The sequence below is a fragment of the Streptomyces sp. enrichment culture genome (assembly GCF_964272855.1).
In the GTDB taxonomy this organism is placed as follows: Bacteria; Actinomycetota; Actinomycetes; order Streptomycetales; family Streptomycetaceae; genus Streptomyces.
Map to the genome: position 1 here is coordinate 13,112 of NZ_OZ186847.1, position 26,203 is coordinate 39,314.

At 68.0% G+C, this 26,203-nt stretch carries 24 protein-coding genes and 7 pseudogenes; 21 read left to right on the forward strand and 10 right to left on the reverse strand.

Going from position 1 to position 26,203, the window contains the following annotated elements:
* Nucleotide 1: 1 nt before the first annotated feature.
* The 7 genes and pseudogenes from htpX to ACSU6L_RS00115 form a co-directional block, all read left to right on the forward strand.
* A pseudogene (gene htpX / locus ACSU6L_RS00085) lies at nt 2-895 on the forward strand (zinc metalloprotease HtpX); the annotation flags it as partial.
* Nucleotides 896-939: 44 nt separating this feature from the next.
* A pseudogene (pspAB, locus tag ACSU6L_RS00090) lies at nt 940-1,517 on the forward strand (PspA-associated protein PspAB).
* A gap of 41 nt (nt 1,518-1,558) precedes the next feature.
* The gene (locus ACSU6L_RS00095; RefSeq protein WP_437052227.1) at nt 1,559-2,236 is read left to right on the forward strand and encodes an ATP-binding cassette domain-containing protein; all 678 of its coding nucleotides are present in this window, start codon (nt 1,559-1,561) and stop codon (nt 2,234-2,236) included.
* A complete protein-coding gene (locus ACSU6L_RS00100) occupies nt 2,233-3,741 on the forward strand; it encodes an ABC transporter permease (protein WP_437052229.1) in 1,509 nt (502 codons plus the stop codon). The genes ACSU6L_RS00095 and ACSU6L_RS00100 overlap by 4 nt, the downstream gene beginning before the upstream one ends.
* Nucleotides 3,742-3,838: 97 nt before the next feature.
* Nucleotides 3,839-4,471, forward strand: coding sequence for a DUF305 domain-containing protein (locus ACSU6L_RS00105; protein WP_437052231.1), 633 nt, complete (start codon nt 3,839-3,841; stop codon nt 4,469-4,471).
* Nucleotides 4,472-4,641: 170 nt separating this feature from the next.
* Complete coding sequence (locus tag ACSU6L_RS00110; RefSeq protein ID WP_437052233.1) at nt 4,642-5,052, forward strand: four-helix bundle copper-binding protein; 411 nt, start codon at nt 4,642-4,644, stop codon at nt 5,050-5,052.
* Nucleotides 5,053-5,952: 900 nt separating this feature from the next.
* The gene (locus ACSU6L_RS00115) at nt 5,953-6,669 is read left to right on the forward strand and encodes a hypothetical protein (protein ID WP_437052235.1); all 717 of its coding nucleotides are present in this window, start codon (nt 5,953-5,955) and stop codon (nt 6,667-6,669) included.
* Between the two features lie 1,626 nt (nt 6,670-8,295).
* Here ACSU6L_RS00115 and ACSU6L_RS00120 read toward each other — a convergent pair.
* Nucleotides 8,296-8,634: a hypothetical protein gene (locus ACSU6L_RS00120; protein WP_437052237.1), complete on the reverse strand. Its 339-nt coding sequence runs from the start codon at nt 8,632-8,634 to the stop codon at nt 8,296-8,298.
* Nucleotides 8,635-9,990: 1,356 nt separating this feature from the next.
* Here ACSU6L_RS00120 and ACSU6L_RS00125 point away from each other — a divergent pair.
* From ACSU6L_RS00125 to ACSU6L_RS00140, 4 genes and pseudogenes are all read left to right on the forward strand, one after another.
* Nucleotides 9,991-10,473 (forward strand): hypothetical protein, encoded by a 483-nt coding sequence (locus tag ACSU6L_RS00125; protein ID WP_437052239.1) that lies wholly within the window; start codon nt 9,991-9,993, stop codon nt 10,471-10,473.
* 508 nt (nt 10,474-10,981) lie between these two features.
* On the forward strand, nt 10,982-11,707 hold the full coding sequence (locus ACSU6L_RS00130) for a DUF4241 domain-containing protein (protein WP_437052241.1): 726 nt from the start codon (nt 10,982-10,984) through the stop codon (nt 11,705-11,707).
* A 188-nt stretch (nt 11,708-11,895) separates the two neighbouring features.
* Nucleotides 11,896-12,147: pseudogene (locus tag ACSU6L_RS00135) on the forward strand (substrate-binding domain-containing protein); the annotation flags it as partial.
* A 25-nt stretch (nt 12,148-12,172) separates the two neighbouring features.
* Entirely contained in the window at nt 12,173-12,496 is a 324-nt protein-coding gene (locus ACSU6L_RS00140; protein WP_437065239.1) for a hypothetical protein, read from the forward strand.
* 663 nt (nt 12,497-13,159) lie between these two features.
* Here ACSU6L_RS00140 and ACSU6L_RS00145 read toward each other — a convergent pair.
* Complete coding sequence (locus tag ACSU6L_RS00145; RefSeq protein WP_437052243.1) at nt 13,160-13,714, reverse strand: hypothetical protein; 555 nt, start codon at nt 13,712-13,714, stop codon at nt 13,160-13,162.
* Nucleotides 13,715-14,338: 624 nt separating this feature from the next.
* On the opposite strand from ACSU6L_RS00145, the gene ACSU6L_RS00150 reads away from it, so the two are divergent.
* The 6 genes from ACSU6L_RS00150 (at nt 14,339) to ACSU6L_RS00175 (ending at nt 19,233) form a co-directional block, all read left to right on the forward strand.
* Complete coding sequence (locus tag ACSU6L_RS00150; protein WP_437052245.1) at nt 14,339-15,226, forward strand: septum formation family protein; 888 nt, start codon at nt 14,339-14,341, stop codon at nt 15,224-15,226.
* Nucleotides 15,227-15,751: 525 nt separating this feature from the next.
* A complete protein-coding gene (locus ACSU6L_RS00155) occupies nt 15,752-16,321 on the forward strand; it encodes a hypothetical protein (RefSeq protein WP_437052247.1) in 570 nt (189 codons plus the stop codon).
* Nucleotides 16,322-16,597: 276 nt separating this feature from the next.
* Entirely contained in the window at nt 16,598-16,948 is a 351-nt protein-coding gene (locus ACSU6L_RS00160) for a hypothetical protein (RefSeq protein WP_437052249.1), read from the forward strand.
* Nucleotides 16,949-17,518: 570 nt separating this feature from the next.
* Nucleotides 17,519-17,710, forward strand: a complete 192-nt coding sequence (locus ACSU6L_RS00165) for a hypothetical protein (protein WP_437052251.1) — start codon at nt 17,519-17,521, stop codon at nt 17,708-17,710.
* On the forward strand, nt 17,703-18,677 hold the full coding sequence (locus ACSU6L_RS00170; RefSeq protein ID WP_437052253.1) for an RNA polymerase sigma factor: 975 nt from the start codon (nt 17,703-17,705) through the stop codon (nt 18,675-18,677). The genes ACSU6L_RS00165 and ACSU6L_RS00170 overlap by 8 nt, the downstream gene beginning before the upstream one ends.
* 262 nt (nt 18,678-18,939) lie before the next feature.
* Nucleotides 18,940-19,233, forward strand: a complete 294-nt coding sequence (locus ACSU6L_RS00175) for a DUF6417 family protein (protein WP_437052255.1) — start codon at nt 18,940-18,942, stop codon at nt 19,231-19,233.
* A 74-nt stretch (nt 19,234-19,307) separates the two neighbouring features.
* Here ACSU6L_RS00175 and ACSU6L_RS00180 read toward each other — a convergent pair whose 3' ends face one another.
* Complete coding sequence (locus ACSU6L_RS00180; protein ID WP_437052257.1) at nt 19,308-19,574, reverse strand: hypothetical protein; 267 nt, start codon at nt 19,572-19,574, stop codon at nt 19,308-19,310.
* 418 nt (nt 19,575-19,992) lie between these two features.
* On the opposite strand from ACSU6L_RS00180, the gene ACSU6L_RS00185 reads away from it, so the two are divergent.
* Together ACSU6L_RS00185 and ACSU6L_RS00190 are read left to right on the forward strand one after the other, a co-directional pair.
* Nucleotides 19,993-20,199: a hypothetical protein gene (locus ACSU6L_RS00185; RefSeq protein ID WP_437052259.1), complete on the forward strand. Its 207-nt coding sequence runs from the start codon at nt 19,993-19,995 to the stop codon at nt 20,197-20,199.
* A gap of 53 nt (nt 20,200-20,252) precedes the next feature.
* A pseudogene (locus ACSU6L_RS00190) lies at nt 20,253-20,411 on the forward strand (IS5/IS1182 family transposase); the annotation flags it as partial.
* A gap of 106 nt (nt 20,412-20,517) precedes the next feature.
* On the opposite strand, the gene ACSU6L_RS00195 reads toward ACSU6L_RS00190, so the two are convergent.
* The 5 genes and pseudogenes from ACSU6L_RS00195 to ACSU6L_RS00215 form a co-directional block, all read right to left on the reverse strand.
* Complete coding sequence (locus ACSU6L_RS00195) at nt 20,518-21,258, reverse strand: class I SAM-dependent methyltransferase (protein WP_437052261.1); 741 nt, start codon at nt 21,256-21,258, stop codon at nt 20,518-20,520.
* Nucleotides 21,259-21,418: 160 nt separating this feature from the next.
* Nucleotides 21,419-21,760: a hypothetical protein gene (locus ACSU6L_RS00200; RefSeq protein ID WP_437052263.1), complete on the reverse strand. Its 342-nt coding sequence runs from the start codon at nt 21,758-21,760 to the stop codon at nt 21,419-21,421.
* 146 nt (nt 21,761-21,906) lie between these two features.
* Nucleotides 21,907-22,155, reverse strand: a pseudogene (locus tag ACSU6L_RS00205) (transposase family protein); the annotation flags it as partial.
* 260 nt (nt 22,156-22,415) lie between these two features.
* The gene (locus ACSU6L_RS00210) at nt 22,416-22,850 is read right to left on the reverse strand and encodes a hypothetical protein (protein WP_437052265.1); all 435 of its coding nucleotides are present in this window, start codon (nt 22,848-22,850) and stop codon (nt 22,416-22,418) included.
* Nucleotides 22,851-23,384: 534 nt separating this feature from the next.
* A complete protein-coding gene (locus ACSU6L_RS00215) occupies nt 23,385-23,780 on the reverse strand; it encodes a hypothetical protein (RefSeq protein WP_437052267.1) in 396 nt (131 codons plus the stop codon).
* Nucleotides 23,781-23,894: 114 nt separating this feature from the next.
* Here ACSU6L_RS00215 and ACSU6L_RS00220 point away from each other — a divergent pair, with 114 nt between their 5' ends.
* Nucleotides 23,895-24,665 carry a transposase gene (locus tag ACSU6L_RS00220; protein ID WP_437052269.1) on the forward strand — a complete coding sequence of 257 codons (771 nt, stop codon included), beginning with the start codon at nt 23,895-23,897 and terminating at the stop codon, nt 24,663-24,665.
* 51 nt (nt 24,666-24,716) lie between these two features.
* On the opposite strand, the pseudogene ACSU6L_RS00225 reads toward ACSU6L_RS00220, so the two are convergent.
* A pseudogene (locus ACSU6L_RS00225) lies at nt 24,717-25,035 on the reverse strand (transposase family protein); the annotation flags it as partial.
* Nucleotides 25,036-25,347: 312 nt separating this feature from the next.
* Here ACSU6L_RS00225 and ACSU6L_RS00230 point away from each other — a divergent pair.
* Nucleotides 25,348-25,599 carry a RidA family protein gene (locus ACSU6L_RS00230; protein ID WP_437052271.1) on the forward strand — a complete coding sequence of 84 codons (252 nt, stop codon included), beginning with the start codon at nt 25,348-25,350 and terminating at the stop codon, nt 25,597-25,599.
* A gap of 35 nt (nt 25,600-25,634) precedes the next feature.
* Here the strand turns inward: ACSU6L_RS00230 and ACSU6L_RS00235 are convergent.
* Nucleotides 25,635-26,092: pseudogene (locus ACSU6L_RS00235) on the reverse strand (transposase family protein); the annotation flags it as partial.
* Nucleotides 26,093-26,203 lie beyond the last annotated feature (111 nt).

Below are 26,203 nucleotides of genomic sequence, written 5' to 3' on the forward strand. Positions count from 1 at the left end.
GATGCGCAGCCGATTCGAGCCCGACCGACAGCTGACCGCCCGCACGGCGGTCACCATGTTCCTGCTCGGACTGCTCTACGTGGCGTTCATCGCCGCGCTGATCGTGCTGCTCAAGTCCGTCGTCCTCGTAGTCGTCATCGCCGCGGCCCTGCTGGGCGCCCAGTACTGGTACTCCGACCGCATCGCCCTGTACGCCATGCGCGGCCGGCTCGTCACGCCCGAGGAGCAGCCGCGGCTGCACGGGGTCGTGGACCGGCTGTGCGCGAGCGCGGACATGCCCAAGCCGCGGGTCGCGGTCTCCGACATGGACCTGCCCAACGCCTTTGCCACCGGCGTCGACACCGACCACGCCGTGGTCTGCGTGACCACCGGTCTCATGCGCCGTCTGGAGACCGAGGAACTCGAAGGCGTCCTCGCCCACGAACTCTCCCACGTCGCCCACCGCGACGTGGCGGTGATCACCATCTCGTTCCTGGGCGTCATCGCCGGGCTGATCGTCCGCTTCGCCTACTGCTCCCAGCTGTTCGGCGGGCGCAGCCAGCGGGACCAGAACACCGCCGCCGTCTTCCTGGCCGTGACGGCCGTCTCGGCCCTCGTCCACGCCGTCAGCTTCCTTCTCATCCGGGCCCTGTCCCGCCACCGCGAGCCGGCCGTCGACCGGGCCGCGGCCATGCTGACCGCCAAGCCATCCGCCCTGGCCTCGGCACTGACCAAGGTCAGCGGCAACATCGCCCGCATCCCAACCGAGGACCTGCGCACCGCCCAGGCGTTCAACGCGTTCTTCTTCACCCCCGCACTCGGGCCCGGCACCGCGGTGGCGAACCTGTTCTCCACCCACCCCACCCTGGAAAGCCGGCTGGAGTCGCTCGCGGAGCTCTCCGCAGAGCTTGGCGACGGGCGGCGAACCAGGCAGGCACTGAGCGAAGGAGACGCTGGCCCATGGGTTTCTGGGATGTGCTGTTCGGCCGGAGCAAGCCGATCCGGCCCGACCTGGACCAGCTCTTCGCCCTGCCCCCGGCTGCGATCACCTCCAGGCGGCCATCGGCTTCACCCCGACCGGCATGGGATCGGCGTACTTCGCAGCGATCGAAGGCGGCGCCTTCGCTCACGTCCAGCAAGAGGTCCGAGCCCTCCTCACCGCCGACTCCGAACGAGGCGGCTCCCCGGTGGAGTTCAGCCGCGACACCTACGGATACTCCTGGCTGCTCTCCCGCCGTCCACCGGACGACCTGCCCGCCCTCGTGAGCGACCTCCACGCGGTCAACACCTCCCTGCAGGACAGCGACTTCGGCCCGCACCTCCTCTGTTCCCTGGTCGCCTTCCACGACGCCGAACTGCGCCCGCTCGCGCTCGTCTACCTCTCCAAGCGCGACACCTTCCACCCGTTCGCCCCGCTGCTCGCCAACACACGCGACAACCCGCTGGAACTTTGGGTCAAGACCGTACTCAAAGACGACCTGCGCATCGAGCAGGACCTGAGCCGCTGGTTCCCGCTCTGGGGCGCCCCCGGCCTGTGACCCGACGCAACCGGCCCACCCGAGCCCGGGGAGGTGACAACGTGAACGAACCCCAGCCCCGCTCCGGGGACGAACCGCGAACCGCCCGCCCGCTGCTGGAGGCGGCCGGCATCGAGAAGGCGTACCGACGTGGCCCGTGGCCGGCGCGCCGCACCACGCCGGTGCTGCGGGGCGTGGACCTCACCCTGGCCCCGGGCGAGGTGGTCGGCATCGTCGGGGAGAACGGCTCCGGCAAGAGCACGCTGATGAAGATCCTTGTCGGGGCGCTCACCGCCGACGCCGGAACGGTCACCCACACCGGCCGGATGGGCTACTGCCCGCAGGATCCGGTCGTCTACGAACGCCTCACCTGCGACGAGCACTTCGAGCTGTTCGGCCACGCCTACGCCATGACCGGCGAGGCGGAACGACGTTCGCGCCGCGCGATCTACGCCGCCCTCGGCTTCGAGCGCTACGCCGGCACCCGCGCGGACCAGCTGTCCGGCGGAACCCTCGCCAAGCTGAACCTGGGCCTGGCACTCCTCGCCGATCCCGAGGTGCTGCTGCTGGACGAGCCATACGCCGGCTTCGACTTCGACACCTACCTGAGGTTCTGGGACCTGGTCGCCGAGCGCCGCACGGCGGGCCGCTCGGTGCTGATCATCAGCCACTTCGTCACGGATCAAGAACGCTTCGACCGCATCGTGGAACTGCGGGAGGGCAGGGCGGTGCACCGATGACCGTCCTGCCGTTCACTCGCCGTTTCCTCCTCGAGTCCGCCCGGACGCCGGTGAACCTCCTCGTCCTCGTGCTGGTGCCGGTGGTGTTCGTGGTGGTGGCCGCACGCCCGCTGGCGGACGCGGCCGAGCTGCTCGGCGGCACCGGCGGGCCCGCCGTACAGACAGCCACCGCCGGCTGGGCCGCGGGATTCATCGCCGCGATCGCCATGTACTTCCAGATGCGCGCCTCTCGCTCGGCTGATCGCCGGCTGATCATCTCGGGGCTGGCGCCCCGCCGGCTGGTGGCCGCACGTATGGGCGCCGGCCTGGCCCTGGCGGTGACTGCCGCGGCGGCAGCTCTGCTGGCCCTCCAGCTGCGGACCGGCCTCGGCGATGATCCATGGCGGGTGCTGGCCGGAACGCTCATGTACGCGGTGATCTACCTGGCCATCGGGGCGCTGATCGGCGCGACGGTGGCCAGCCCCGTCAACGGCACCGTGCTCGTGCTGTTCGTGTGGATCCTGGACGTCTTCTTCGGCCCCGTCCTGGGTGCTGCGGACCGCGCGGCGACCCGGGTGCTCCCGACGCACTTCGTGACGCTGTGGATGCTCGACGTGCCCTCCGGCCACGGCGGCCGACCCGGGGATCTCGGCTGGGCCCTGGCCTGGACGGCGGCAGCCGTCGCGGTGAGCTGGACGGTGATCACCGCCACCAGCCGCACGGCCCGTGCCCGACGCCGTGCCAGGCCCGGCTCGGCGAGGGCCCAACTGACCGCGGGGGTGCGCGCGGGGCTGCGGGAGGCCGGCCGCAACCGGGTGCTGTGGGTGCTGCTCATCGCGGTGCCGACGGTCTTCGTCCTCCTCGCGGTGGCCACCACCCCCGAGCAGTCCACGTCCCTGACCGTCCGCGAAGGCGGGCGCACCACCGTCCAGCAGGCGTGGCTGCCCGACATCCACGGCGGCACCATGGCACCGATCGCCACCGCCTCCCTTGCCACTCTCGCCGGACTCTTCACGATCCTCAACGCCAGCACAGGCGACCAGCGGCTCGCCATCGCCGGGTTCCGCCCCGGCAGGCTGCTCGCCTCCCGCCTGACCGTCGTCGTCCTCGGCGCGCTCCTGGCCACCGCCGCCTCCCTCGCGGTGACCGCGACCGTCTTCGACGCCCGCCAATGGGGCCTCTACATCGCCGCGAACGTGCTCATCGCCCTCACCTATGGCCTTATCGGTGTCCTTCTCGGCCCGCTCTTCGGCCGGGTCGGCGGGGTGCTGATCGCTTTCCTGCTGCCCTTCATCGACCTGGGCATCGAACAGAGCCCCATGCTCCACCCCGACCCGCCCACCTGGGCGCACGCCCTGCCCGGCTACGGCTCCACCCGCGTCCTCATCGACGCCGCCGTCACCCCGGGCTTCGACGAAACCGGCCCCCTGCTCATCGCCCTGGCCTGGCTGGCCGGACTCACTCTCGCCGCCGCCGCGCTGTTCCGCCACGCCATCACCCCGGCCCGCACCAGGCGGCCGTCATGACCAGCGGACGTCTCGGCGGCGTGGCACCCGCCGACAGGAGTTGCGCAGCGCGTACAGGTATCTCCTGATCCCCTTCGACCCAGAGGAGCCAGCCCCCATGAAGACCACCCGCGCCCTGCACCGCCGTACCGCCCTGGCCGCCGCAGCCGTCGCCGCCTCCGCGTTCTTCCTGGCCGGCTGTGGAGACGACGGCAACGGCTCTGCCGCCACCTCTCCCAGCCCTACCACGTCCGTCTCGGTCCCGGCAGGCGAGCACAACCAGGCGGACGTCGACTTCGCGCAGGGCATGATCCCGCACCACCGCCAGGCCGTCATGATGGCCGACATGGCCGAGACCCGGGCCTCCTCCAGCGACGTCAAGGCCCTTGCCGAGGAGATCAAGAAGGCCCAGGAGCCGGAGATCGCGACCATGTCCGCCTGGCTGACGGCCTGGGGTGAAGAAATTCCCCGGGGCATGGACGGCATGGACGGGATGGACCACGGCGACGCCTCGTCCATGCCCGGCATGATGAACGACCAGCAGATGAACGACATGCGAGGCGCTTCCGGCAAAGCCTTCGACACCATGTTCCTGACCCAGATGATCAAGCACCACGAAGGCGCCATCACCATGGCCGAGACCGAGAAGAGGGAAGGCGCCTACGGCCCCGCCAAGGAACTCGCCGACGACATCATCACCGCCCAGAAGGCGGAGATCACGCACATGCGGGAGATGCTCGGCACCAACTGACCCCGGCGCGTGCAGGCGACCGTGTCCATGCAGTCGGCAGGGAGGACCTCCCGGTCGCGGCGGCGTCGCGGCCGGGCGCGATGGCGCCGGGGAGCGTTAGCTGGAAGGAGGACCCGGGACTCGTGAGGCGGACTGCCCGGTCGGCCGGCCCCAGGGCGAAGGAGGCAACGATGTCCAGCACCGTCAAGGACATGCTCGCCACCTACCCCGCCGACCTCGGTGAAGTGGACCGCGAGAAGCTCACCCGCTGCATCGAGCAGTGCATCGCCTGCGCTCAGGCGTGTACGGCGTGCGCGGACGCCTGCCTGTCCGAGGGCATGGTCGGCGACCTGACCAAGTGCATCCGCACCGACATGGACTGCGCCGACATCTGCAACGCCACCGCCGCAGTACTCTCCCGCCACACCGGCTACGACGCCAACATCACCCGCGCGATCCTCACCGCGTGCGCCACAGCCTGCCAGGCGTGCGGCGACGAATGCGCCTCCCACGCGGACATGCACGAACACTGCCGCGTGTGCGCAGAAGCCTGCCGCTCCTGCGAACAGGCGTGCAACGAACTCCTCGGCGCCCTCGGCTGACCGGAGGCACCACGATGCGCACCGCGCCGGGCAAGGCGGACACTGGGTTCTGCCCGCGCCGGCAAGAGCGCCCGTAGCGGGTCACCCGGACTGGCTGCGACACCCAGAGGGCGGCGGCGCGTGGAAGCGGAAGTATGACGTCGCCGCGCCTCAGCCGGTGCCGCCCTGCCGAGCAGGCTTCGGATCCCGCCATCGCCGCCGCGTCTCGACCCGCGCTCCGCCGTCGGCCTTCTGCCGTGCCCATTCGACGGCCTGCGTTCGGGACTCTGAGCTCGCCGAGACCGCTGATTGGCGTGATCGACAACGGGGCCGCTGGACAGTGCGTCCCGGGCGCCGGATAGAGTCACGACGTGGTGACGGCTCGGACTCCCTTCAGGGCGCCGCGGTCCCGGCGAACGGCCGGACCGCTGCGTTTGCTGTGGCTGGCCGCTCTGCTGTTCGCCTTCCTCTACACCCACGCTGCCGGAGCAGACAGTGCCTCCGCGCACGTCACCGGCGGCGCCGTGGCAGCCCAGCCGGCGCCCATCAGCACCGGCGACGGCCAACACCACAAGGGCGGGGCACTCGATCGGGACGGCGACGGCCACGGGGACTCCCATCCTGCCGAGGAGTGCGCCTCACCCCACCCGTACCACGGCTGTGAGCTGCCCGGTCCGCACCCCGATCCCCTTGCACGTCAGACTCCCGCGTCGGGGGAGAGCAAGCCCCAGCCGTGGACCGTGACATGGTCCTCCGGCCTCCCACCGTTGCTTGATTCCCTCAGCTCAGTGGTGCAGCAGGTGTAGATCCGGGTTGTTTATCCCGATCTAGCCCCCATTCTCATCGTCAACCCCGGTCGCCTGTACACGGCACCCGCCGGGCGATGAGTCACGCTCGCAGCACCCCGAGGAACTCGCACACATGACCTCCGTCCAGCTTCTCGACGCGACCGACAGCAGGCTCGACGCTACGCCCATGGGGCGGGCCGCCCGGCGCAAGGCCAAGTCTTCCCGGAAGCGCTCGCTGGCCGCCCGCTACCTTGGCTATGTCGGCTACTTCGTCGGCGCCGGTCTCATCAGCGGTGCCGTCGTCCACCATCCGCTCGACCCCGACCGCTACACCCGCATCGCCGCCTATGGCGCGCTCGTCTTCCTCGGCGCCACCATCCTCAACGAGTTCCTCCTCACCCGCGAGAGGCCCGGCCTGCCTCGCATGCTCGTGGTGATCGGCTCCTCGCTGCTGCTCTCCTTCGGCATCGGCATGCTCAGCGGCGGCCTTCAGCACTTCGACGACTTCCCCGCCCGCGGCGCCGTCCTCGTCCCCGTCGGCATCGTCGTCTCCTTCGTCGCCTACGTGATCAAGGACGCCGACACTCCCTGGCAGCGCGTCTTCAGCGTGCTGGGTCTGACCGTCGTCGCGGTGGCGGCCCTCGCATTTTTCGGGCTGCGCGAGGTCGCAGCCTCGATGGAGACGACCCCAGGCGGCCACGGCCACGGTCACGGCACTGTCGAGGAGCCTGCGGCCGACGACCACGCACCGGCCCCAGCCCCCTCCACCGACACGACCACGGAGCCGGTCACCTCCCCGCCCACGTCGGCTGCCACGCCGCCGGCCCACACCGACGGACACGCTCACTGACAGCCGCCGAAGGGCGAGGCCCGGCCTCGCGGCCTCCCGTGCCCGACGACCTGCCGTCCGGTTGAGGCCACAGGCCCGTCGCATGCCCCGCACGGTGCGGACCCTCAAAACGGCAGTGGGTCATCTCGGCCTCCTGCGCTGGGGGCCGATGCCGAAGACGACGGTTGCGGCCCGCTCGCTGAGTTCATCTCGGAGGGCTTCGTTGTCGTGGTGGGGGCTGCGATGGCAACGGCCGCCGCTTGGAGCTGTCTCTCCAGGAGAGTGCACTGCTGGGTCTTCGTGGTCAGTTTCCTGCGCAGGTCAGCGTCGCGCGGGATCGTCATCCCGTGCCGTGCAACGTGGGCGTCCCATTCAGCCAGAATGTCCCGGGCCCTGTTCATGATGGCTCGGCTGACCTGGGCTTCTCACCAGAGGTTCTCCTTCGTCAGGCGTCCATCGGTTCTCTCCGGCCGTCCGGTGAGGAGTCTGGTCATGCCGGCCCGGAGGGCCGTGCTGCTCCTGGAGCTGACCTGGCCTTTCAATCCGTCTCCGGCGATCATGTGAGGGGAACGCCTGGCGGTACGCGGGGTGGCTTTCGGCGCACGCGGCCCACGCCCTGAACGACGGCGCCGGCTTCCCCGCCGCGAGCGCGGTGCAGGCGAGCGCCAGATCCGAGCTGGGGCCGGCGCGGACGACCGTCTGGAGCGCCTGGAACGACATCCTGTCCTCGGCCACCAGCCGCCCCAGATGCCGAGCGAGTTGCTCACGGGCCTCCCTGCCCGCCCGCCGGTCCCGGCTACCGACCACTCGGCCCGCGCCCTCCCAACCGACCCCGCGACCGCAGCCCTCTCCCACGCCACCAGCGACGCACCGCACGCGGCTACCCGCGCCCGCCGGATCCTCCACCGCAATACCGTCCACCACGCCGCCCGCCTCCTCCACGAGGCCTCCCCGACGCGGCGGCCATCACCGCCGACACCAGCGACGGTGAGCTGTACGAAGTCCGCAACGCGGACGGCAGGGCCCTCTACCAGGCCCCCTTCACCCCGGTCGGCCCACTCGACGACAGCAAGGCCGACGACGTCACCGGCCTGCTCAAGCAGGCGTTCCTCCCGCTGAGCGACGATCCAGACCGGCACGGACTCGCTGCCGGGCTTGTAGGCGAGGGTCCGCATGTTGCAACTGCCCTGGTCGGCGGGGTCGTCGACGACTTCGAGCGTGTGGCCGGTGAAGTGGGCGGCGTACCCGGCGACACTCAGGGTCGTCCGGCGCAGCGGGGCGGCGTTTCGGGGAGGGGTATCGGGGCGGAGCAGGGTGATTCCGCCGTGCCAGGCGGCGGGATCGTAGTGGGCGGGATGGGTGAGGATTGCGCTGCGGATGCGTGCAACGGGCTCGGGATTCGGCATGCCTGGGCCTCCGGTCGGCGGTAGGGGTGTGGGGCAGCCGGAGGCGGCGGGAGCGGTCACCGTTGGTTGGACTGTCGGCGCCGAGCTGGCTAGCACAGCAACCCAGCCCAACCCGCTCAGTCGTCCGGCTACAGGGTCGGGGTGGGTGACGGCGGCGGGCGGCGGGCGGCGGGCGGCGGGCGGCGCGAACGCGAAAGGCCCACCCGGAGGGTGGGCCTCGTACGGTCGCGGGCGGCGGTGGTCAGCTCTCGCGGATCGTCGCGGTCTCGGCAGCGGTCAAGGTGTGCGCGGGCAGCGTCTCCCGGCCTTCGATCATCGCGCGGTACATGCGGTGGACGCCGTCGATGAGCAGGATGGCCGGACGGTCAAACTCCAGCGTGACGATGATGACCGGCTTGTCTAGGTCGGTCTGCAGGGCGTGGTCGGCGTTGAAAGCGGATTGGTCCGGGCCGAAGATCGGACACCAGGGCGCGCCGTCGCGGCAGGTGGTTACAGGGTCTTGGGCTTCGCCTGGTCGGGGAGGGAGAACACGCGGCGCGAGGCGGGGCGGAGGCTGATCGGGGAGGACCCGCTCGGCCAAAAACTGTACCCAGTGGGGCACGCCGTCGCGGAACTGCGCGGGGGTGGTAGAAGTGGCGGCTCGTCCACGGCAACACCCGCAACACCCCACTCCCCCGGGCGGGCCGGTGGCCCCGCCCGGGCGCGTCGCGTGGGACGGAGCGGTCGAGGAGGTGTGATCAGCAGCCTCGTCGGTGGTCAGGCTGCCGGCGGCCTGCCAGTACGTGGGCGGTGCATCGGTGCGGTCGTGGACGCGGCGGACGGACAGGCGGGCGGTGGCGGGTATGCGCCCGGCCCGCCCCAGGGTTCGAACCAGCCGGGGAGCGGATCGCAGACACCGGCCCCGGCCACGCGGGATGGGCGTGGTGGCTTTGTACGCGAGATCAGGAGTCGTTTGTCGACGGCTTCGGGCGTCACCACGCAGCGCCGCGCCTTGAGCAATGTCGATGAGTTCGGGAGTCACGCACGGTCCGGAGGGTGGCTGGAGGGCCACACGAGCACGAGATCAACTGGCCATCGCGGTGAAACATCGAGGTCAGCTACGCCCCGCCTCATTTGGTGCACTCACCGTTCACCCATGGGGGTCCTCCCGGTTGCTGGCATTAGTTCGGACCGCGAGGGTTACTTTGTCCGCCTTGTGTTCGTGTGCCGTCCCAGCCACCACAGCACCCAACCTCCGGGGAATTGATTGGTATGACAGATAAGACCCGGCTCTGCCCTAGTGCTCAGCACGATATGGAGGAAAGTAAGGTGCTGGGGGTGGTCGCTGGCACCGTTGACGAGCCTCGAGTGCTTTACCTCACTGAATTGCAGCCGCCGAATCCTCAGCTGATCGACATGGCCGCATCCTTCCGTCCCACGGAAGTGTTTCGATTCGCAGCACCGTGCGCTGGCGACAGGTGTCAGAACTTTGATGGTGCGAATTGCACGCTGGCGCGTCGCGTGACGCAGATTCTTCCTCCAGTCGTTAGCCAGCTTCCGCCGTGCCAAGTGAGATCAGAATGCCGGTGGTGGCATCAAGAGGGGAAGGATGCGTGTTTGCGCTGCCCTCAGGTAGTCACTACAACCTGGGGGCCTTCGGACGAACAACAGCGGGTAGCGAGCCCGGATGCAGAAGGGACTTCCCATGGCAAGTGAAGGCTCTGGACGAGTCGATCTCGGAGATGTGGTTGAGGCCACAGCGCGCGCCCTCGAGCGCGCTGGTGCAACCCGGGCCACACGGCCTCCGTTCAACGTCACTGTTGGAATCATTTGGTGGCCCGGAATGCCAACTCCAGACGGCGGGAACGTACCTGAGGGAGGAGGCACCATCCCTCCCGAGTTCTTCAGAGCTTGGGCGCGCTCGGCTGGACAGCTTCACAACAAACTCGTCCAGGAGATGGTGGACAAGGGGCTTCCCCGGCGCGAGAGAACCCAGATGCACCTGGAAACGCTGCAGCGGCTGAAGGTGATCACCGAAGGGGAGGCGGAGGGAATCGCCAAAATGCTCGAGATCGTTCGGAGCGCGGGATCCACGGCGGAGGTCGCCAGCAAGACCCGTCGAATCTACGACACAGCATTCAGTGACGAGCAGGTCAACCCGGTTGCACAAATGATCGCCGGGGTAATCTCCGCGAGCGCCGAGCACGCAAATGAGACGTCAGGAAAGGGGGGCGCCCAGGTACAGAGAATGGCAAAGGGCGTTGCGTCCGCCGACGGTGAGGGTGCAGTTGAAGGTGCAGGCTTCGGTGGTCTGATCGGCGCGGAAGTCGGAGCAGGCGCCGGCGGAATCGGTGCCCTCCCCGGCGCCGGCCTGGGAGCCCTGTTCGGAGGCATCATCGGCGGGGGAATCATGTCGGTTGGCGCTTGGCTGGACAGTTAGCCTCGATCTATGACGCCCCGTCGGCTGGTCCGGCGAGGCGTCATGGCTTTGGGCACCGAAGGCCGCTGGCCTTCTGGTTGGCGGCCAGCAGAGTGCTGGCCGCCTGGTCGACGGTGTACAAGGCAGTTGTCCTGGAACCGCGGAAGCCCACTACCCGCGACGCGCTTGCGAACCACCGAAACGAGGCCGCTGAAAACTCGTGGATGGCCCCGGGCGGGCAGGCCGGGGGGCTCGGCCGGGGTCTTTCACGGCGGCCTGAGGTGAGGTTACTGTGCACCGGTACACGTACCCCTCGGGTCACCGGCACGTGCCTCCCGAACTCGTGAACACCGACCTGCCCGCCACCGGGGTGCCTTCCGAGCTCATTGACAAACGACGTCGTAGCTCGGTTCTGGCACAGATCTTGGGTTGCGATCACGGATCGTGACGATGCACGAAGTGCCGATGTCAGCGGCCCCACGTAGCTTTCGGTTTGACCGCCCGGCCGGGCGGTGAGGAGGGGTAAGACATGGAATGGGTCGGGGACGCTCGGCTGGCAGCCGGGCCTGAGGCCACCTGGTACCTGGAGGCGGCTTTCACGCCCGGTGCGCATCTGGGGACGGTGTACGACGATCCGACAACGCCGGTAGTCGTGACAGGGGTCGAGGAGCTGACCACCATCCGCGTTCCCAGCGGCCGGCTCGTCGTCGATGCGCCGTGGGACGACGACGACGTCTGGAGATACGAGAAAGGGCTGCCGACGAGGCCCCCGCGTGAGCTGGTGGTGAGCATTCCCCCGGGCGTGTACCGAGTGGAGATCGCGTGGACGGCGGGCCCCTACGAGTTCTTTGGCGAGCACTTCGATGGCGTTGAGTGTGCCGCGACGCGCCTGTGCATCAGCGACGACCCTGTGGTCGGGTGGGAAATGGGCCTGGGTGTCGACGAGGACATTGATCAGCTTCAACCGGGCGATGAGCCCCGTTTCTTCTCCGACGCGAATGTTGGCTGCTTCGCCGACGCAGGCGCGTGGACCACCTTGTCCGCGCCGTTTCGCACGTTCGTAGACGGCATTCCGGCACCGCGTGACACCGAACAGCTGGCCGACGGTTGCGAGCGGGTACGCGACGAGTCGCAACAAGCCGATCTGGTCACGTTCGGGGCCGAATCGGGTGGCGTCGTGTGGTTGGGCCGCACCAAGGGTGGCGACGTGGCCGCGATCGTCGTCACCAGTGGCATGGCCGGCGCCAAAGCATGACGTCGCTGCCGCCTCTCCCTGGCCTACACGTCGTGTAGCCGGACGTGGCTGCCTGCCTTCACCGGGAGGACAGCCTGTGGAAAGGTACCGGGAGTCGTATCCCGATATCCACGGCGAGGCGCTACTGCAGCAGGATCATCTTCCGGAGCAGGTGGAAGCCGGCTCGGCGGTAGAGCACCCCTGAAGCAGTGCTGAGCGAGGGCTATCTGACCGCGATGGAGCGGCACGGGATCGCGGAGTACGCACGTGTCCATCACACCGCCTACTCCGACGACGGAGGCTTCAAGGCGGGGATGACGCTGCTGACGGCCGACCGACCGCCGACCGCCGTGATGACCGGCGCGGATGTCGCCGCGCTGGGCATCTGCCGGGCGGCCCACGAACTCGGGCTGCGGATCCCGGAGGACCTGCCGCTCGTCGGCTACAACAACACCGCGCTGGTTCGCAGCCTCTACCGACACCCTTGTGCTGGGCTTCTGTATCGGTGCGGTCATCGGCGTCGCGGTGAACGGGTGCATCGCCGGCCTCTACGCGCTCACACCGAGTGTCTACGCGACATCGCTGCGGGCCACAGGCGTGGGAGCGGCGATCAGTGTCGGACGCGTGGGCGCCATCATCGCGCCCTCTGCGGCGGGCCGGCTGCTGGACGTGGGCTGGACACCACTGGCCCTCTACGTCGCGACCGGTGCCGTCTTCTGCGCCGCAGGACTGCTTCCTCTGGCTATGCGCGTGAAACAGCCAGCGGTTGAAGCCGGGCTTGTCGCTGAGCCGACAGCCTCATCTCCATGAATCACGGTGGGCTATACGGCTCCACGAGAAAACGGTCCCATCTGAGAGCGTTGACTCGGCTGTGGGCAGCGCGGGCGCGCTGGAGACCGTTGGACGGTTCAGGTATGACACGCCGCCCCCTTCCCTCACCGGCTGTGCTGGTCGGATACCGCCGTGATGGCCGGCCGATCTACCCAGTTCTCGGTGTCTCCTCGGACGCCGACTCGAACGACGTGGGAGCGCCAACCGCCGGGGTCGTGTCGCAGGAGGGCTGTCCCGGCTGCCGGCTCGGCAGAAGACACAGGGCGGCAAGGAGTACGACCCGAGCGAGCTGGGTCAGTGTCTCCTGCATCGCAGACGGCCCCGACTCCTGGTTCGCTGAAGCGGTCCTCCTGGGCCTACGGCGGCACCGCCGATGTCGTCGCCCACGCCCAGCGGCAGGGAATCGCGGTACGCGTCCTGTGGCCCCAGGGAGCCTCCCGCTGACCGCGGTCGGCGATGAGCACGCGAAGTATTCAGCGCTCCCCCCGTCAGGGCCACGATCTGCATCGCTGTTCCGTGGTGCGGGCTCATGGCCGACCCGTCCCAGGTCCGGAAACGGGACGGTTCCTTCTGCGTGCTCAAGCGAGGGCCCGGGCCACGTATGGTCCGAGCTTCGCCGCGGTCAGCGTACGGGGTGGTCTGTCATGCCGGAACGAAGCGGCGGCGATCAAGCTGGAGTTCGAGGTCGATCGTGCGGCCCGGCGCGGGACCGGTGAGCTGGCGCAGGGTGCCCGCCGTCGAGGGGGTGTGGGTCCAGTAGACGCCTGGCCGGTCAAGGACAAGGACCTGGTCGCTGTGCTCGGCCATCCCGGCCGGCAGGTGCGTGGCGGTGACGGGCTCGTCCGGCTGCTCGGTGACCACCCTCGACGTGACCAGAACGGCCAGGTCGTACTCCGAAGCCAGCAAGTGGAGCTTCGCCATGGCCGCGGCGGTGTCCGGACCGTCGTCGGTGAGGTCGCTGAAGTGCCATACGGAGTCAACAATCCACAGTCCGAGCTTGCGGTTGGTGCCCGCGGCTGCCAGCAGGGCGCGGCGGAGGCTGTCGCGTGCGCTGCTCCTCCCGCGTGCGCCGTGCAGAGTCAGGGGCAGGTCCTTCGTCTCGGAGAGCACCGTGGCCTTGAAGGCGGCCCAGCCACCGGGCGGTTCCTGTCGGTTGAGATCTACGCCGTACCGGGCGGCGAGAACCTTCTGCTGCAAGGAGCGAAAGGTGATCTCCCCTGAGGTGAACAGGGTGTCGGTGCCGGCCTGGGCGTGGTGGAGAGCGATGTTCAGGGCCAGCGTCGACCGGCCGGCGTCGGCAGTGACACCAGGCCCGTCACCGTCCCCGGGGCGAGAGGGACCAGCGCAGCCCCGTCGGCCCAGGACAGCACGCCAGGTACCGACGGCGGTTGCGGTGATGCGGGCTGCAGCGCGGTGTGTGTCCGGCTCGCTGCGGCAGTGGTCCGGGCGAAGCCCTGCCGCCGACGCCCTGGGGAGGGATGGCAGCAGTTCATCGACACCCCTCCCCCAACACCGCCCGCCCCGGCGCACCGCCCCGAAGCGTCGAGGAGCGGCTCGCCCACCACTCCCGGATCGTCACCAGGCAGGCCGGAGCGGTCGACGAAGAGGTGGACCCTCGATCTGGACGACCCCGGTTCCCGTGGCGAGTGCACCGGTCGCGGTGGGCGGTCGACTGCCCACCCCTGGCTCCGCGTGCATCCCGAGGTGACCGGACTCCCAGCCGTGAGCAGCCCGGATACAACCCTCGCGGCCCGTCGCGAGTCAGAGACCCCGTACGAGCCGCATGAGCTCATAGAAATTACGTAAGAGGATGTACACGTCATGACAGTCCGTGTTCCACACCGTAACCTTCGCGGCATGTCCGCCGTTGCCGCCCTGCTCGCGATCGGCGCGGTGGGATGCTCTGAGGTCTCCGACGCCGTCGACAACGCCAAGGACACCGCGAAGAAGGCGGCGCGCCAGCAGTCGGTGTTCTCGCTGGACATCGGTGACTGCTACAACCCGAACAGCAAGGCCGAGGGAACGGCGTTCACCGTCGAGGTCGTACCCTGCACCGAGGCACACGAAGGCCAGGTCGTCGGCGAGTTCGCGATCGACAAGGGCCAGGAGTATCCCGGCGACGACGAGATCACGACGATCGCGGACACCCGCTGCCCCGTCGAGGCGCAGAAGTACGCGCCGGACACCTGGGCGCTCCCCAAGGACGCCGCCCTCTTCTACTACACGCCGACCAAGGAGAGCTGGGCGACGGGTGACCGCGCGGTCAGCTGCACCTACACGGCGGAGAAGGGCAAGTTCAGCGGCTCGTTGAACACCGCGAAGTCCTTCAAGCCCGAGCAAATCACTTACCTCAAGGGTTCGAACGCGGTCTACGAGGCCCTGTGGGCGAACCAGCCCGAGAAGGACGCCGTCGAGGACGACCTGGCCGGCTACAAGGCGCAGGCCAAGGCCGTCGCGGCCGCCCTCGACGCACACGTCAAGGGCCTGGCCGACATGGAGGGCACCGAGGTCGGCAAGCTCCGCTCGACGCTGACGCAGGCGGTCGGCAACTGGAAGAACGCCGCCAACGCCGCCGACGCCGACGCGTTCTACACCGCCTACGACCCGGCGTTCACCGGGATCGACCCGAACAAGTCAGTCGCCGCCCGCAAGGAACTGGGCCTGGCCACCACTGTTCCGGCCGACGACGCCGAGGTCTGGGCGGGCTGACCCTTCATCGGGTCAGTCGGGGCCGTGCCCGTCTGACCCGACCCCCGCCTCCGGGGACAAAGGCCTGAATTTTCTCCGCCCTGTCCCACTGGCTACGGCCGGGATTCGATCTGGCCGGGCGCCCAGGATTCCCCCTGGGCGCCCTTCCGCGTCACGGATTGGATAGCACGTGCTGCTCCGGTCCTGGCGACCGAAGGTAGAAACTCTCGCCTGGCCGGGGAATGACCAGGCGAGAGCGGACAGTCCTCACAGGACGCGACGCCCGTGACCGACAGCAGGGACAACACGCGCGCGTGTTCACACCCACTCCACCCCGCATGTCAGCGCACGGCGCGCACAACGCGCACACACCGCCCGAACACACCACCCGCCGGAGAGCACGGGCACCGGCGCGTCCCGGCACCAGGCCGCCCCTCCCCCGCGGTGGACCGGGCGCGGGGAGGCCGATGGACACCTGGCTCGGTCCGGTCCTTGCTTCAGCCCTGCCGTCCCTGGCAGCCGGACGGCTGAGCGCGGCACCCTACGGTGCGGCGCATTGAGACATCCAGGGCTGGATCGTGTCCGAGAGGTCGTGTAATCGCGGGGGCGTCAACGAGGCGGTGCGGCGATGATGAGCGGGTGTTCTGCGAAGATCTCACCCAGTACGACTACCAGGACGACGATTCGTTCATGGACAGGGAGTCGGGCTTCTACGGGCTCTGGTACCGCCCGGCGTACAACCGCCTGAACATCGGCTGGCTGGAAGCCGGCAAGCCGTACTCGACAGGAACGGTTCCCACGGCATTCGTGGAGAAGCTGAAGGCTGTTCAGCGGGTCCAGTGGATGAACGTCTGCCTCGGGGTGCACACGTGTGACCTGTGTCCTGAGGACGATGCTCCGGAAGGGAACGGGGAGATACGGATCCCGGGCGAGCCCGGCATCGCCTATGCCGCCCCCTTCTTGATCACTCACTACATCACCGCCCACGGCTACCGACCGCCCCAGGTCTTCATCGATGCCGTTCTCACCGTCGATCTCGCTGCGTGGGTCTCCACGCGATGGCCCGACGTCCCCTTCCCCTGGGTGCCGGAGGACGCGGAACGCCTGCTGGAGTAGCGGCGAGAGAACTTCACCTGCACAGCCGTCCCATCACCCGCCATCAGCCCCTCGGTTGTCCTTGACCGTTCCAGGCAACGCCCCCGGGCTCAGCCCCGCCGGAAACTGGAATACTCGCAGGCCTCCAGCTGCGGACCAGGCCGTTCGATGCCCCACCGGGTGAGCCGAGCCAATGGCAGGACTCCGCGGCGTCGTGCAGGAAGCGGGGTGCGGTCCATGGGGCGCGCACGTCTACGGTGCCCAGGCACATTCTTCAGATCAGCCATGGAGCGCGCCGTGTCCTCGTTGGACCAACTCAAGAGCCTGCTGGGAACGCCTCCCGGCCGGCAGCCGGGCCCGGACGACTGGGCCGAAGTCGAGCAGTACGTAGGCGCGGCCCTGCCCGATGACTTCAACGCGTTCCTCGATGCCTACGGCTCTGGGGTCCTCTCAGACGAACTCGTCGTCCTCCACCCTCGCGGCTCGAGCCCACTGCTGGAACGGATGCATCGGATCCGTCTGGCTTTCGCGGAACGCCGGGAGCGGGCAGCGTGTGACGGCAACTGCCAGCACATCCCCTACCGCTTCCACCCCACTCCTGGAGGGCTGATCTCCTGGGGCTGGGCGGGAAACTGCCGCTTCGACTGAGCGTGGCAGCCCTACGCCGCGTCTTCCCTCCCTGCCTCGCGCGGATCCTCCATCGGCCGGGCCTGCGCCCCGCCTCGTACGGGTGGAGCGGGTCAGTCGATCTGCTGTGCTGGCCGCTGTCGCGAACGCCCCGCGGCACCGGGCGGCGCGGAGGCCTGCCCAGCTGTCGCTCAAGGACGTATGGCCCTCGCGACTGGGGCGATGACGATCGGCCAGGAGGCGTGACGGAAGACGGCCGCTGGTCCGATATCGGTGGGGGCCGAACTCAGAGCTGGGGTCGAAGCGAAGCCCGGCTGCCGGCCGGCGAGCCATGGACCGCGACGACGGCTTCGGCGACCAGTCCTTCGAGAACGCGGACACGGCCTCCGCGCCGCACGGGTCCCTCTGCGGGAGCCTGCACTCCCCCACACCGCATCCGATCAACCGGGCCGCGCCGTGCAGAGGCCTGCGAGGTCGCCACAAGTTTTCTCGCCTCCTGTAAAGAATCCGGTGCCGCCAAGACTGTCGGGTGGATGTACGGCCGCTGCCTCACCGTGAGGCGTTGACAGGCCGCAGACTGAAGGAGGTCCGGTGGATGTGACGGGCGTCGAGGCGGGGTTGTTCCTGGTGCTGCTCTTCGCGCCGGCGCTGAGCTGCGTGTTGAAGAGCATCGCGTTCCGCAACCGCGCGGCGGGGAAGGCCTCACTGATGCGCGCCAAGGCCGCGTCGGGTGACCGGGAGGGCCGTGGAGGCGGTACGGGGAAGCGGGGTGGGTGTGGCTGAGCAGAAGGCAGGAGAGCCAGGGCACGCCGAGGCGCTGGGGGCACTGGTCGTCGAACGATATGCGCAGATGGTGGGCTACGCCCGGAAGCGGCTGCGTCTCTACGGAGTCCCGCTGTCTTCGGCGGCCCCCGAGGACGTCGTGCAAAACGCCCTCACGTCCGTGCTGGCGCACACCGAGCCGATCGGGAATCTGCGCCCGTACGTCTTCACTGCCATCAGGAACGAGGTTCGGCACGCGGCACTGCGCTACCACGGCGGTCAGGCGTACGCGTCCCTGGACGCGGACATCCGGCTGGAGACTGCCGGAACCGTCGACCCGTGCGGCACGGCCGACCTACGGCTGGAGATCAAGGCCGCGCTGGGCTCCCTGCCGCCGAAGCAGCGCACGTCGGTGTGGTGCAACAAGGTGCTGGGACTGACCCAGGCGGAAACGGCCGAGGTGATGGGGGCAGCACCAGGGACCGTCGCCACCCACGTCTCCCGCGCGGTCGTCGCGCTGCGGGTGACGCTCGGGGCTGTTCTGGCAGTGGTGCTGTCCCTCTTCACCGTGGCGTGGGTCCGCACCGGCACATTCCCCGTGCTCCCTGCCGCCGGTGGTGATCTCACGGAGCGACTGGAGGACTGGGTGGCTCTGTGGGGGTGGCCGGAGGCCCTGGTGGCGGCCGTGACCGGCGCGTTCGTCGTGTTCATCGTCTACAGGTCCATGTACACCCGGAGCCAGCTCCGCAGCAGGCGGGCCGGAGAGTCGCACGTCAACTGGAACGGCGAGGATTGGATCGTGCGTCATGTGGCCGGCACGAGCGCCGAGAACGAGGCTTTGCGCTGTCCCGGTTGCGACCAGGTGATCTCCTCTGACATTCCGCACGTGGTGACATGGCCCGCGAGCAACGGTGCGGACGCCCGGTGGCACTGGCACACGTCGTGCTGGAAGGCACGCAACCGCCGCACCGCACGGCTGACGGCGTAACGGACTTCTACGGCAGCTAACGACTGGAGCGGAAACAGGGACAAGCCCGCCCGAAGGCCTGGGCGAGCGGTTCTCGCTCCGGTCGCCGGTAACACCGACAGAAGCCGAAGGGGCGGTGAGCGGGGCTGCGGGGGTGGCCGAGGTCCGCGTCCTGTTCGGGCGTCACCAGGACGAGAACGGCGAGACCGGGCGGAGCCCGTGGGGGGCGCGGGAGCGTGAGGCGATGACCATGCCAGTTCTTGAACTGGTCATCGCGTCATGAATGTCCGTCCCCGCGGATGCGCGAGCAGAGGGCCCGAGCACGCCTCGGGAGCAGCCGGGCACTCACGTCCGCTCCCGGGTGGAACCGCGTTCCGTGCGGTGTGGCTGGCAGCGACCGGGCCTTGGCCGAGCGTTTCCGGGCGCGACCACATCGGCACACGGTGGCCACCGACTCCACCTGTCCTGGGAACAGATGGAGTCGGTGGCCTACGGACTGTGGCTGCACGCGCTGACCGGATCGGCCGGCGAGGCCAGCCGGTTCGCCTGCGAGTACGGCATCAGCCAGCGCCCCTGACCGCGGCGAGCCGACGACGCTGGGAGCAGCAACTCAGGTTTGCCCGTGGCAAGCGCAGTACTGCAGTGGCAGCCTCACGACTGCGCGACGCGGCGCTGGTACAGATGCTGGCCGTACTCCTCGCCGAGCCAGATCCTGCGGTTGTCCGCCACCTTGTCCAGGCGCAGGTTGTCGAAGTGGTACCGGCTGCCCTCCGAGGCGACGACGGTGACGCGGGCGCGCTCCAGGCACCAGTTGGGGGCGGTGCCAGCGTCGACCACCCGTAGGTAGACGGGGTAGACGTCGAGGTCCTCGGTGTCCAGCTGCGGCTTGCGGGGGTCGTTCTCGTCCGGGTTGAGCACGGGTGCCACGGTGAAGTCGCCGCTGCCGCTGGACTCCTCTGCTTGCCGAGCACGAAGATCTGGTTGGCGCCGGCCTCGAAGTCGTCGCCGTCCGGGTCCAGGTTGAACTCTCGGCCCGCGATGTCGAGATGGACGTTGCTGCTCGATCCGGCATCTTCCACATCGGCGGTCTCGATCTTCGCCCGGATCTGCACGATGTCTGCCATGTCAGTTCCCTTCCTGCGGCAATCCGCTGCCGCGGCACCCCCTCGCCGCGCACCGCGACACCGGGGGGAGAGATTCCGCTTCATCGACAACGGTCTCCGTCATCCCTGGATGGGGTCATTGCCTCGAAAGAGCGACCACAGGGCGCAGCGGAGTACGGAAGGCGGGCAGAACTTGCGACGCCCGGGAGGACCGGCTGCTCGCCGAGCTTGCCATGGTCCGCATCCGCGACAAGTTCGGCCCTTACGCCATCGGACCAGCCGCCGATTTCCGCCGCGCCTGCCGGCCCCAAGTGGCCGCCGGCCTGGTGGCTCGGCGAACGGAACGGCTGAACAGGCACAAGGCTGATCTGCTGGGCCACCCGGCCGGCGTCGACGATGTCTTCACCGCGCAGGCGATACCGGTGAGACGGCCACGCTGAAGGCCTGCGGCGTCCATCAGCTGATACGCGAGGGTGCGCAGGTCTTCGTCGTGGGCGGACGGATCGCCGACTTCGACAAGACGATCTGCAAACGCAGGAACGAAGTGGAGCGGACGATCAACGTGTTGAAGAACTTCCGGGCCGTAGCCACACGCTTCGACAAACGCGCCTACGTCTTCCACGGGACCGTCACCCTCGCCTCGCCTCGCCTCGCCTCGACCCGGCTCTGGCTCTGGCTCTGGCTCCCCCGTGATCAGCCGGACAGGCCCAAGGCCTGCCCTCCGAGGGGGATGCCTTCACGTCCCGGCGCGGCGGAACTTACGGTTTGTGGGTTACCCAGAGCAGTTCCGCCGGCCAGCGGTGTGCCCAGTCGGGTGGGTCGGTTTCGTTGTAACCGTTGGGTGTTCCGGGTTCGGGCCGCGGCTCGATGAGGTCGTCGATGATGAGACCCGCGCCGCGCAGGACCTTGACCCAGTCGCCGTAGGTGAGCTGATAGCTGGTCGCGCCGTCGTCTTCGGCGATGGTGTCCAGCCCGAAGTAGTCCTTCTGCAGCGTCGTGGTCACGCGGCCGGCGGCTTCGTCGTAGCAAGTTTCGAACCACGGGCTGGCGACGTTGAACACCAGGCGCCCGCCTCGGCCCAAGACGCGTGCGGCCTGCGGGACGGCCACGTGCGGGGGCGCCCAGCTAAGCCCCCCGAAGTCGCAGAACACCAGGTCGAAGCTGCCGGCGGCGAAGGGCAGTTGTTCGGCGGCGCCTTGCACCAGCGGGTAGCGGACGGCTCCCATCGCGCGAGCCGCGGCGGCGAGTTGGGCTTCGGACAGGTCGAGCCCGACCACGGTGGCGCCCTCGGCGGCGAGCGCCCTGGACCACTGGCCGGCGCCGCAGCCGAGTTCGAGGACGCGTTTGCCGGCGACGTCGCCCAGAGCGTGCAGGTGCGCGTCGGGGATGGAGTACATGCCCCACAGCCGGGGCGCGGCGCCGATTTGCGGGTCGTGCTCGTGCTGGTAGGCGCTGCTGATCTGGTTCCAGAACCGCCGGTTGGCGGGGATGCTGTCCACGTGCCGACTCCAGCACTGCCTGCCGGGGGCGGTCAACACGATTAGGGCACTGGCCGGCCCTTTCCCGGATCACCAAGCTCGCCAGGCAGGCCGTACTCACCCTGCATCTGGGCCTGCTCGAACTGAGGATGGCAAAGGCTCAGTGGCCGATAGCGCGTCGTCAAAGGACTTTATATGTCAGCTCGTACAGAGACAAAGACAGCGCGCCGATTGCCTGCGTTCGTTCTCCAAGGCCTACCTCGGAGGGGATGATCTTCGCCCCCCCAATGAACCTGGACTGGTTAGTTACCTCATTCACTTCATGCAGAACAACGTCAATCGGCGCTTGGTTAACGAACGGCACGAACCGCTCGTCGAACTCAAACACGTCCCCTTTTCGCATTCGTACCTTTTCAAAGGTACCGCCGTCACCTCTGCCGACGAGGATCTCGTCCGCACCATCCGGGTCCTGAATCCTTTTCGCCTCCAGCCGCAACAGCTTGGCGAAAGCTGCATCTGCCATGTCAATCCTCCCATAGCCCCGTGTCGCACAGCGTATTGATAAGTCATAGCGCACATATCCAGGCAGTGCATGCCGTGAGGTTGCCCCCGCTGTCTGGGAGTGGCTAACTAGCTAGCTGGTCAGGGCGGGTTGACGTGGTTTCAGGTTCACCGGTTCGGCCGTTGCCTGGTCAGCGTAGTGAGCCTGTTGACCGCCTTCTTGCCTGCTGAAATGGTCTGGTGTCGGCGGCGGTAGGCGACGCGGACCGTGCCCTTGGCACCTTGGTAGGCCGTGTCGGCCCAGCAGGGGATGCCGGGCTGCGGCCAGCGGTCGATGATGCCGTGTTCCCGGGCCGCGCGAACGTCGTGGACGGCTCCGGGAAGGTCTGGCGAGGCCCACAGCAGTCGGCCGAACGGGCCCCTGCTGGAGTTCTACGTCTCCAGCGGTGCCCTCGCCGCCGAGCAGCTCGGCGGCGGCGTGGATTGGGCCAGCCAGCGGATCTACGTGATGTCGAAGGGCCCCGAGAGCGGGAGGCGGTGCCGGCCTCGCCCCAGGCGTTCGTACGGCTGGCCCACTATCTCGACGAGGTATGCACACTGTCGAGGCGAGCCGGTCTGGCGGACATCGCCAACGGCGGCAAGTTCACGCCGGGTCAACATCCAGGCACGTCTGGCGCTCAAAATGCGTTGGTAGTTTCCTCTGTGAAGTGCACGGCAATCGATTCATTGCCGCCGATGAACGTAAGGACCCGCTCTCGCGCCGGTAGGCCGACCGTGGGTGCCGTCAGATTTGTCAGCTCTCTGAACACCTCACCGAAAGTGTCGTCAGTATCGATGGACTGCAGAGTCCCACCGTAGCGCATGGTTCTCGAAATAAAAGGAGGATCGAGCGAGGTTCCGATCGTGAAGCTTTCCGTCATCTGGGATTCCGAAACCAATTCGGAGACTTTTACAGGCACCCCCTTGCGAACAGTGATGCCTCCGCTCGGGAACTCCAAGATGTCCCGCTTGGCAGAATCGGACGCCCCGACAAGGCTGCCTGTGATGGTCATTACGGGAACCGCGGAAGTAAAATTGCCGACGATCTCAACAACCTGCAGCTTGATCGTCATAGGCATAGCGCGCTCTCCCTATCTGGGGTGCGAGAAAACATTGCAATTATGAGTATGGGACCACCAGTGACAGCTCGCAAGCAGGGTCAGGCCACTCACTCGGCTGAGCCCGGTGGCCCTGAGTCTCCTCGCCCACCGCGCGGCTAAAAGGCGGCCATGAACCGACCGGTCACCCGGCGCAGAGACAGGTCAACAAGCTGCTCACTGCGGAGCAGGTGGTGTGCGAGCACGCGTTCGCACATCTGAAGAAACGCCGCTCTCGTGCGGCCTGAGTGTCTGAACCCGGTCAGGTGCGAATTCTGGCGCCCGCACGCTCGCCGCGTTGCGATCGCGCTCCCCAATGACGCCGCGCACTGATTCGACCGAAATTCAGACACTGAGCTCTTTCAGCGTTGACGCTCTAAGGCTTGTCCCGTAATGCCTGAACGCAGTTGAGATTTCTTCGGCATGCCTGCCTCCATGACCTGCTTCTCGAAGCTGAGGTTCTGCAGGTAGTGGCAGCCGCGGTCGGGCAGAGGGCGGATGCGGATCAGCTCAGGGCTCGAACGAGTCCTTCGTGCTGGGCCGCCGAGGGCGTTTGACACCGCTGCATGCCAAGAGCTCGGTCCCGGTGGCGTCGAAGTACAGATTGAAGAACCAGAGCCGGTCTGCTGAGTCGATGGTCCCGGTACGGAGGTTCTCGCCGCGGTGCCGTGCGAGGATCTCAACGGTCTCGTCGAGGCCGATGATCTCTTGCAGGCCGCGCTTCAACGACCGTCTCAACCTCGTTGCGGCGATGCCGGCGACCATCCACTGGGGCACCTCCCTGTCCCAGACCTTTACCTCGGCGCCGGCGGCGATGGCCTCGCGTGCTGGCTTGCACGCGCTCGTCTGGTTGGTGAGCATCGCGGCGATGTTGGGGTTCCATGGGTGCTGGTCTTCGGTGGCCATGCGGTGACTGTAGAGACTGAACGTGGGCGTTGCTACAGGATGCGGCGTGGCCGGCGCTGGGCGGGGAGACAGAGGATCGCGCTGTTGTGCCGGGCATCGTGGAACGATCTTGTGGTGGCTGGTGTGATCACGGCGTCGGAGCCGTATTGGACAGCCCCGTTCAGCGGGCTGAGCCCGCGTTCCTTCAGGAAGCTGGTGACCGCTCTCCGCCGCGAAGGTGCGGATCCGGTCCGCAAGGGCCGACCGTGGTCCCTTTCGCTGGAGGACCGGGTACTGCTCGTGTCGGCCTACTGGCGGACGAATTTGACGATGCGCCAACTCGCGCCGCTTTTCGGTATCTCGAAGTCCGCGGCCGACCGGATTATCGACCACCTCGGTCCCGCGCTTGCTCTGCGGCCCCGCAGGCGGTTCGCCAAGGGCACCGTGCTCATTGTGGACGGCACCCTGGTCCCCACCCGGGACCACACCATCGCCGAGCGGTCGAAGAACTACCGGTACTCCACCAACCACCAGGTCGTCATCGATGCTGTCACCCGCCTGGTCGTCGTGGTCGGCAGGCCGCTCGCCGGCAACCGCAACGACTGCAAGGCATGGGAGGAGTCCGGCGCCAAGGCCGCTGTCGGCAAGACCCTGACGATCGCCGACGGCGGCTACCCGGGCACCGGACTCGTCATCCCACACCGCCGCCAGCGCAGCCAGACCGAACTCCCGGCCTCGAAAGAGGAGCACAACAAGTCCCACCGGCAGGTCCGGGCCCGCGTCGAGCACGTATTCGCCCGCATGAAGACGTGGAAGATCCTCCGCGACTGCCGTCTCAAGGGCGAGGGCGTCCACCACGCCATGCTCGGCATTGCCCGGATGCACAACCTCGCCCTCGCCGGGTAGGCAAGCGGGTCGCACGGCGGCCAACCATGCCCGAGACGACCAGAAGATCATTTACGGGACAGCCCTTAGGGTGAGGACTGCTGCGGCGATGACGTTCATGCGGTTGGGACTGCAGCGGGCTTTGCGGAAGATGCGCCAGGACTTCAGTCGCGCGAAGCTTCGTTCCACCGGTGCTCGTGCCGCTGACAGGACCCGGTTGATCGTCTGCTGGGTCGTGGTGAGGTTCTGATGGGGAAGCCGCCTGATCGATGTGGTCCCCCAGGGGGCAGGCGCCGATGTAGGCGCGGTCGGCGAGGTCGGGGCCGCCCTGGCCTTCGCAGATCCGCATGATGTGGTGGGTTCGGGCCGCTGTCAGGTCGTGGGTGCGGCCGGTGCATGGACACCCACTCGACCAGGGCGTGCGGCAGGTCGAGTGCGGCAGGGTAAGCCAACGAGGTCCTGCGCCGATTAGTTGAGACGTCGAACACCTCTCTGAACGTCACAGGAGCCTCGTGCTCTGCGGGACGCCAGTCTGTCACCCGATCAGTGGTCGCTGTCAAAGAGCTCACTGCAGCCATTTTTGTCACGCAGAGAACACTTCACTTCGCTGTCAGACAAGCATCGTTTGTATGAACCTGTAACTTCTGCGTGCACGGAGTGTCTGCAACCGACGGTCCCGCGCACTGTTTCAAAGGAGTGACTCATGAGTTCTCAGGCGAAGGCATTTGGTTTTGGTATGCCGTGGGAGTCGTTGTACGGGTACAGTCAGGCCACCCAGGTCGGTGACACGGTTTACGTGTCAGGGCAGCTGTCCCATCACCGTCACGGCAACTTCCTGGGCGCAGGCGACTTCGAACTGCAGGGCCGAACCACGGTCATGGGCATTTCCGACTTGGCACTGCCGGACCAACTCGTTGAGATCGGCGCGCTCGTGCGTCTCGACGTGAAGCCATAGGTAGGAGGCTGGCCTGATTCCTTCACCGCACGTTTTCAGCGTTGGCTCTCCAGGGTGAGGACGGCTTTGGCGATGACCGTCATGCGGTTGGGACTGCAGCGGGCTCGCGGAAGATGCGCCAGAACTTCAGTCTTGCGACGCTTCGTTCAACGGGTGCTCGTGCCGCTGGCAGGGCCCGGTTGACCGTCCGCTGGGACGGGTTGAGTTCCTGGTGCGGGAGTCGTCTGATCGGCGTGGTCATCCAGGGGCTGGCGCCGATGTAGGCGCGGTCTGCCAGGACGGGAACGCCCTGGCGTTCGCAGATCCGGATGATGCGGTGGGTGCGGGCTGCGGTCAGGTCGTGAGTACGTCAGAACAGTGCGGGCGAGATCCACAGCAGCTTGCCCTCGGGATCGGCGACGACCTGCACGTTCACGCCGTGTCGGCGGTGCTTGTGCGAGAAGTCCGCCCGGCTGTCGCCGACCCGGTCGCACTCGGCGTGCGTACCGTCTAACCACGCCTGCCTGCCATCCTTCGGCCCGGAACACCGCCGCACCGTCGAAGCCCGGTCGCTGCTCAAGCAGATCGACGGCATTTCGGCCGTAAGCGCGGCGCCCCCGCTCGG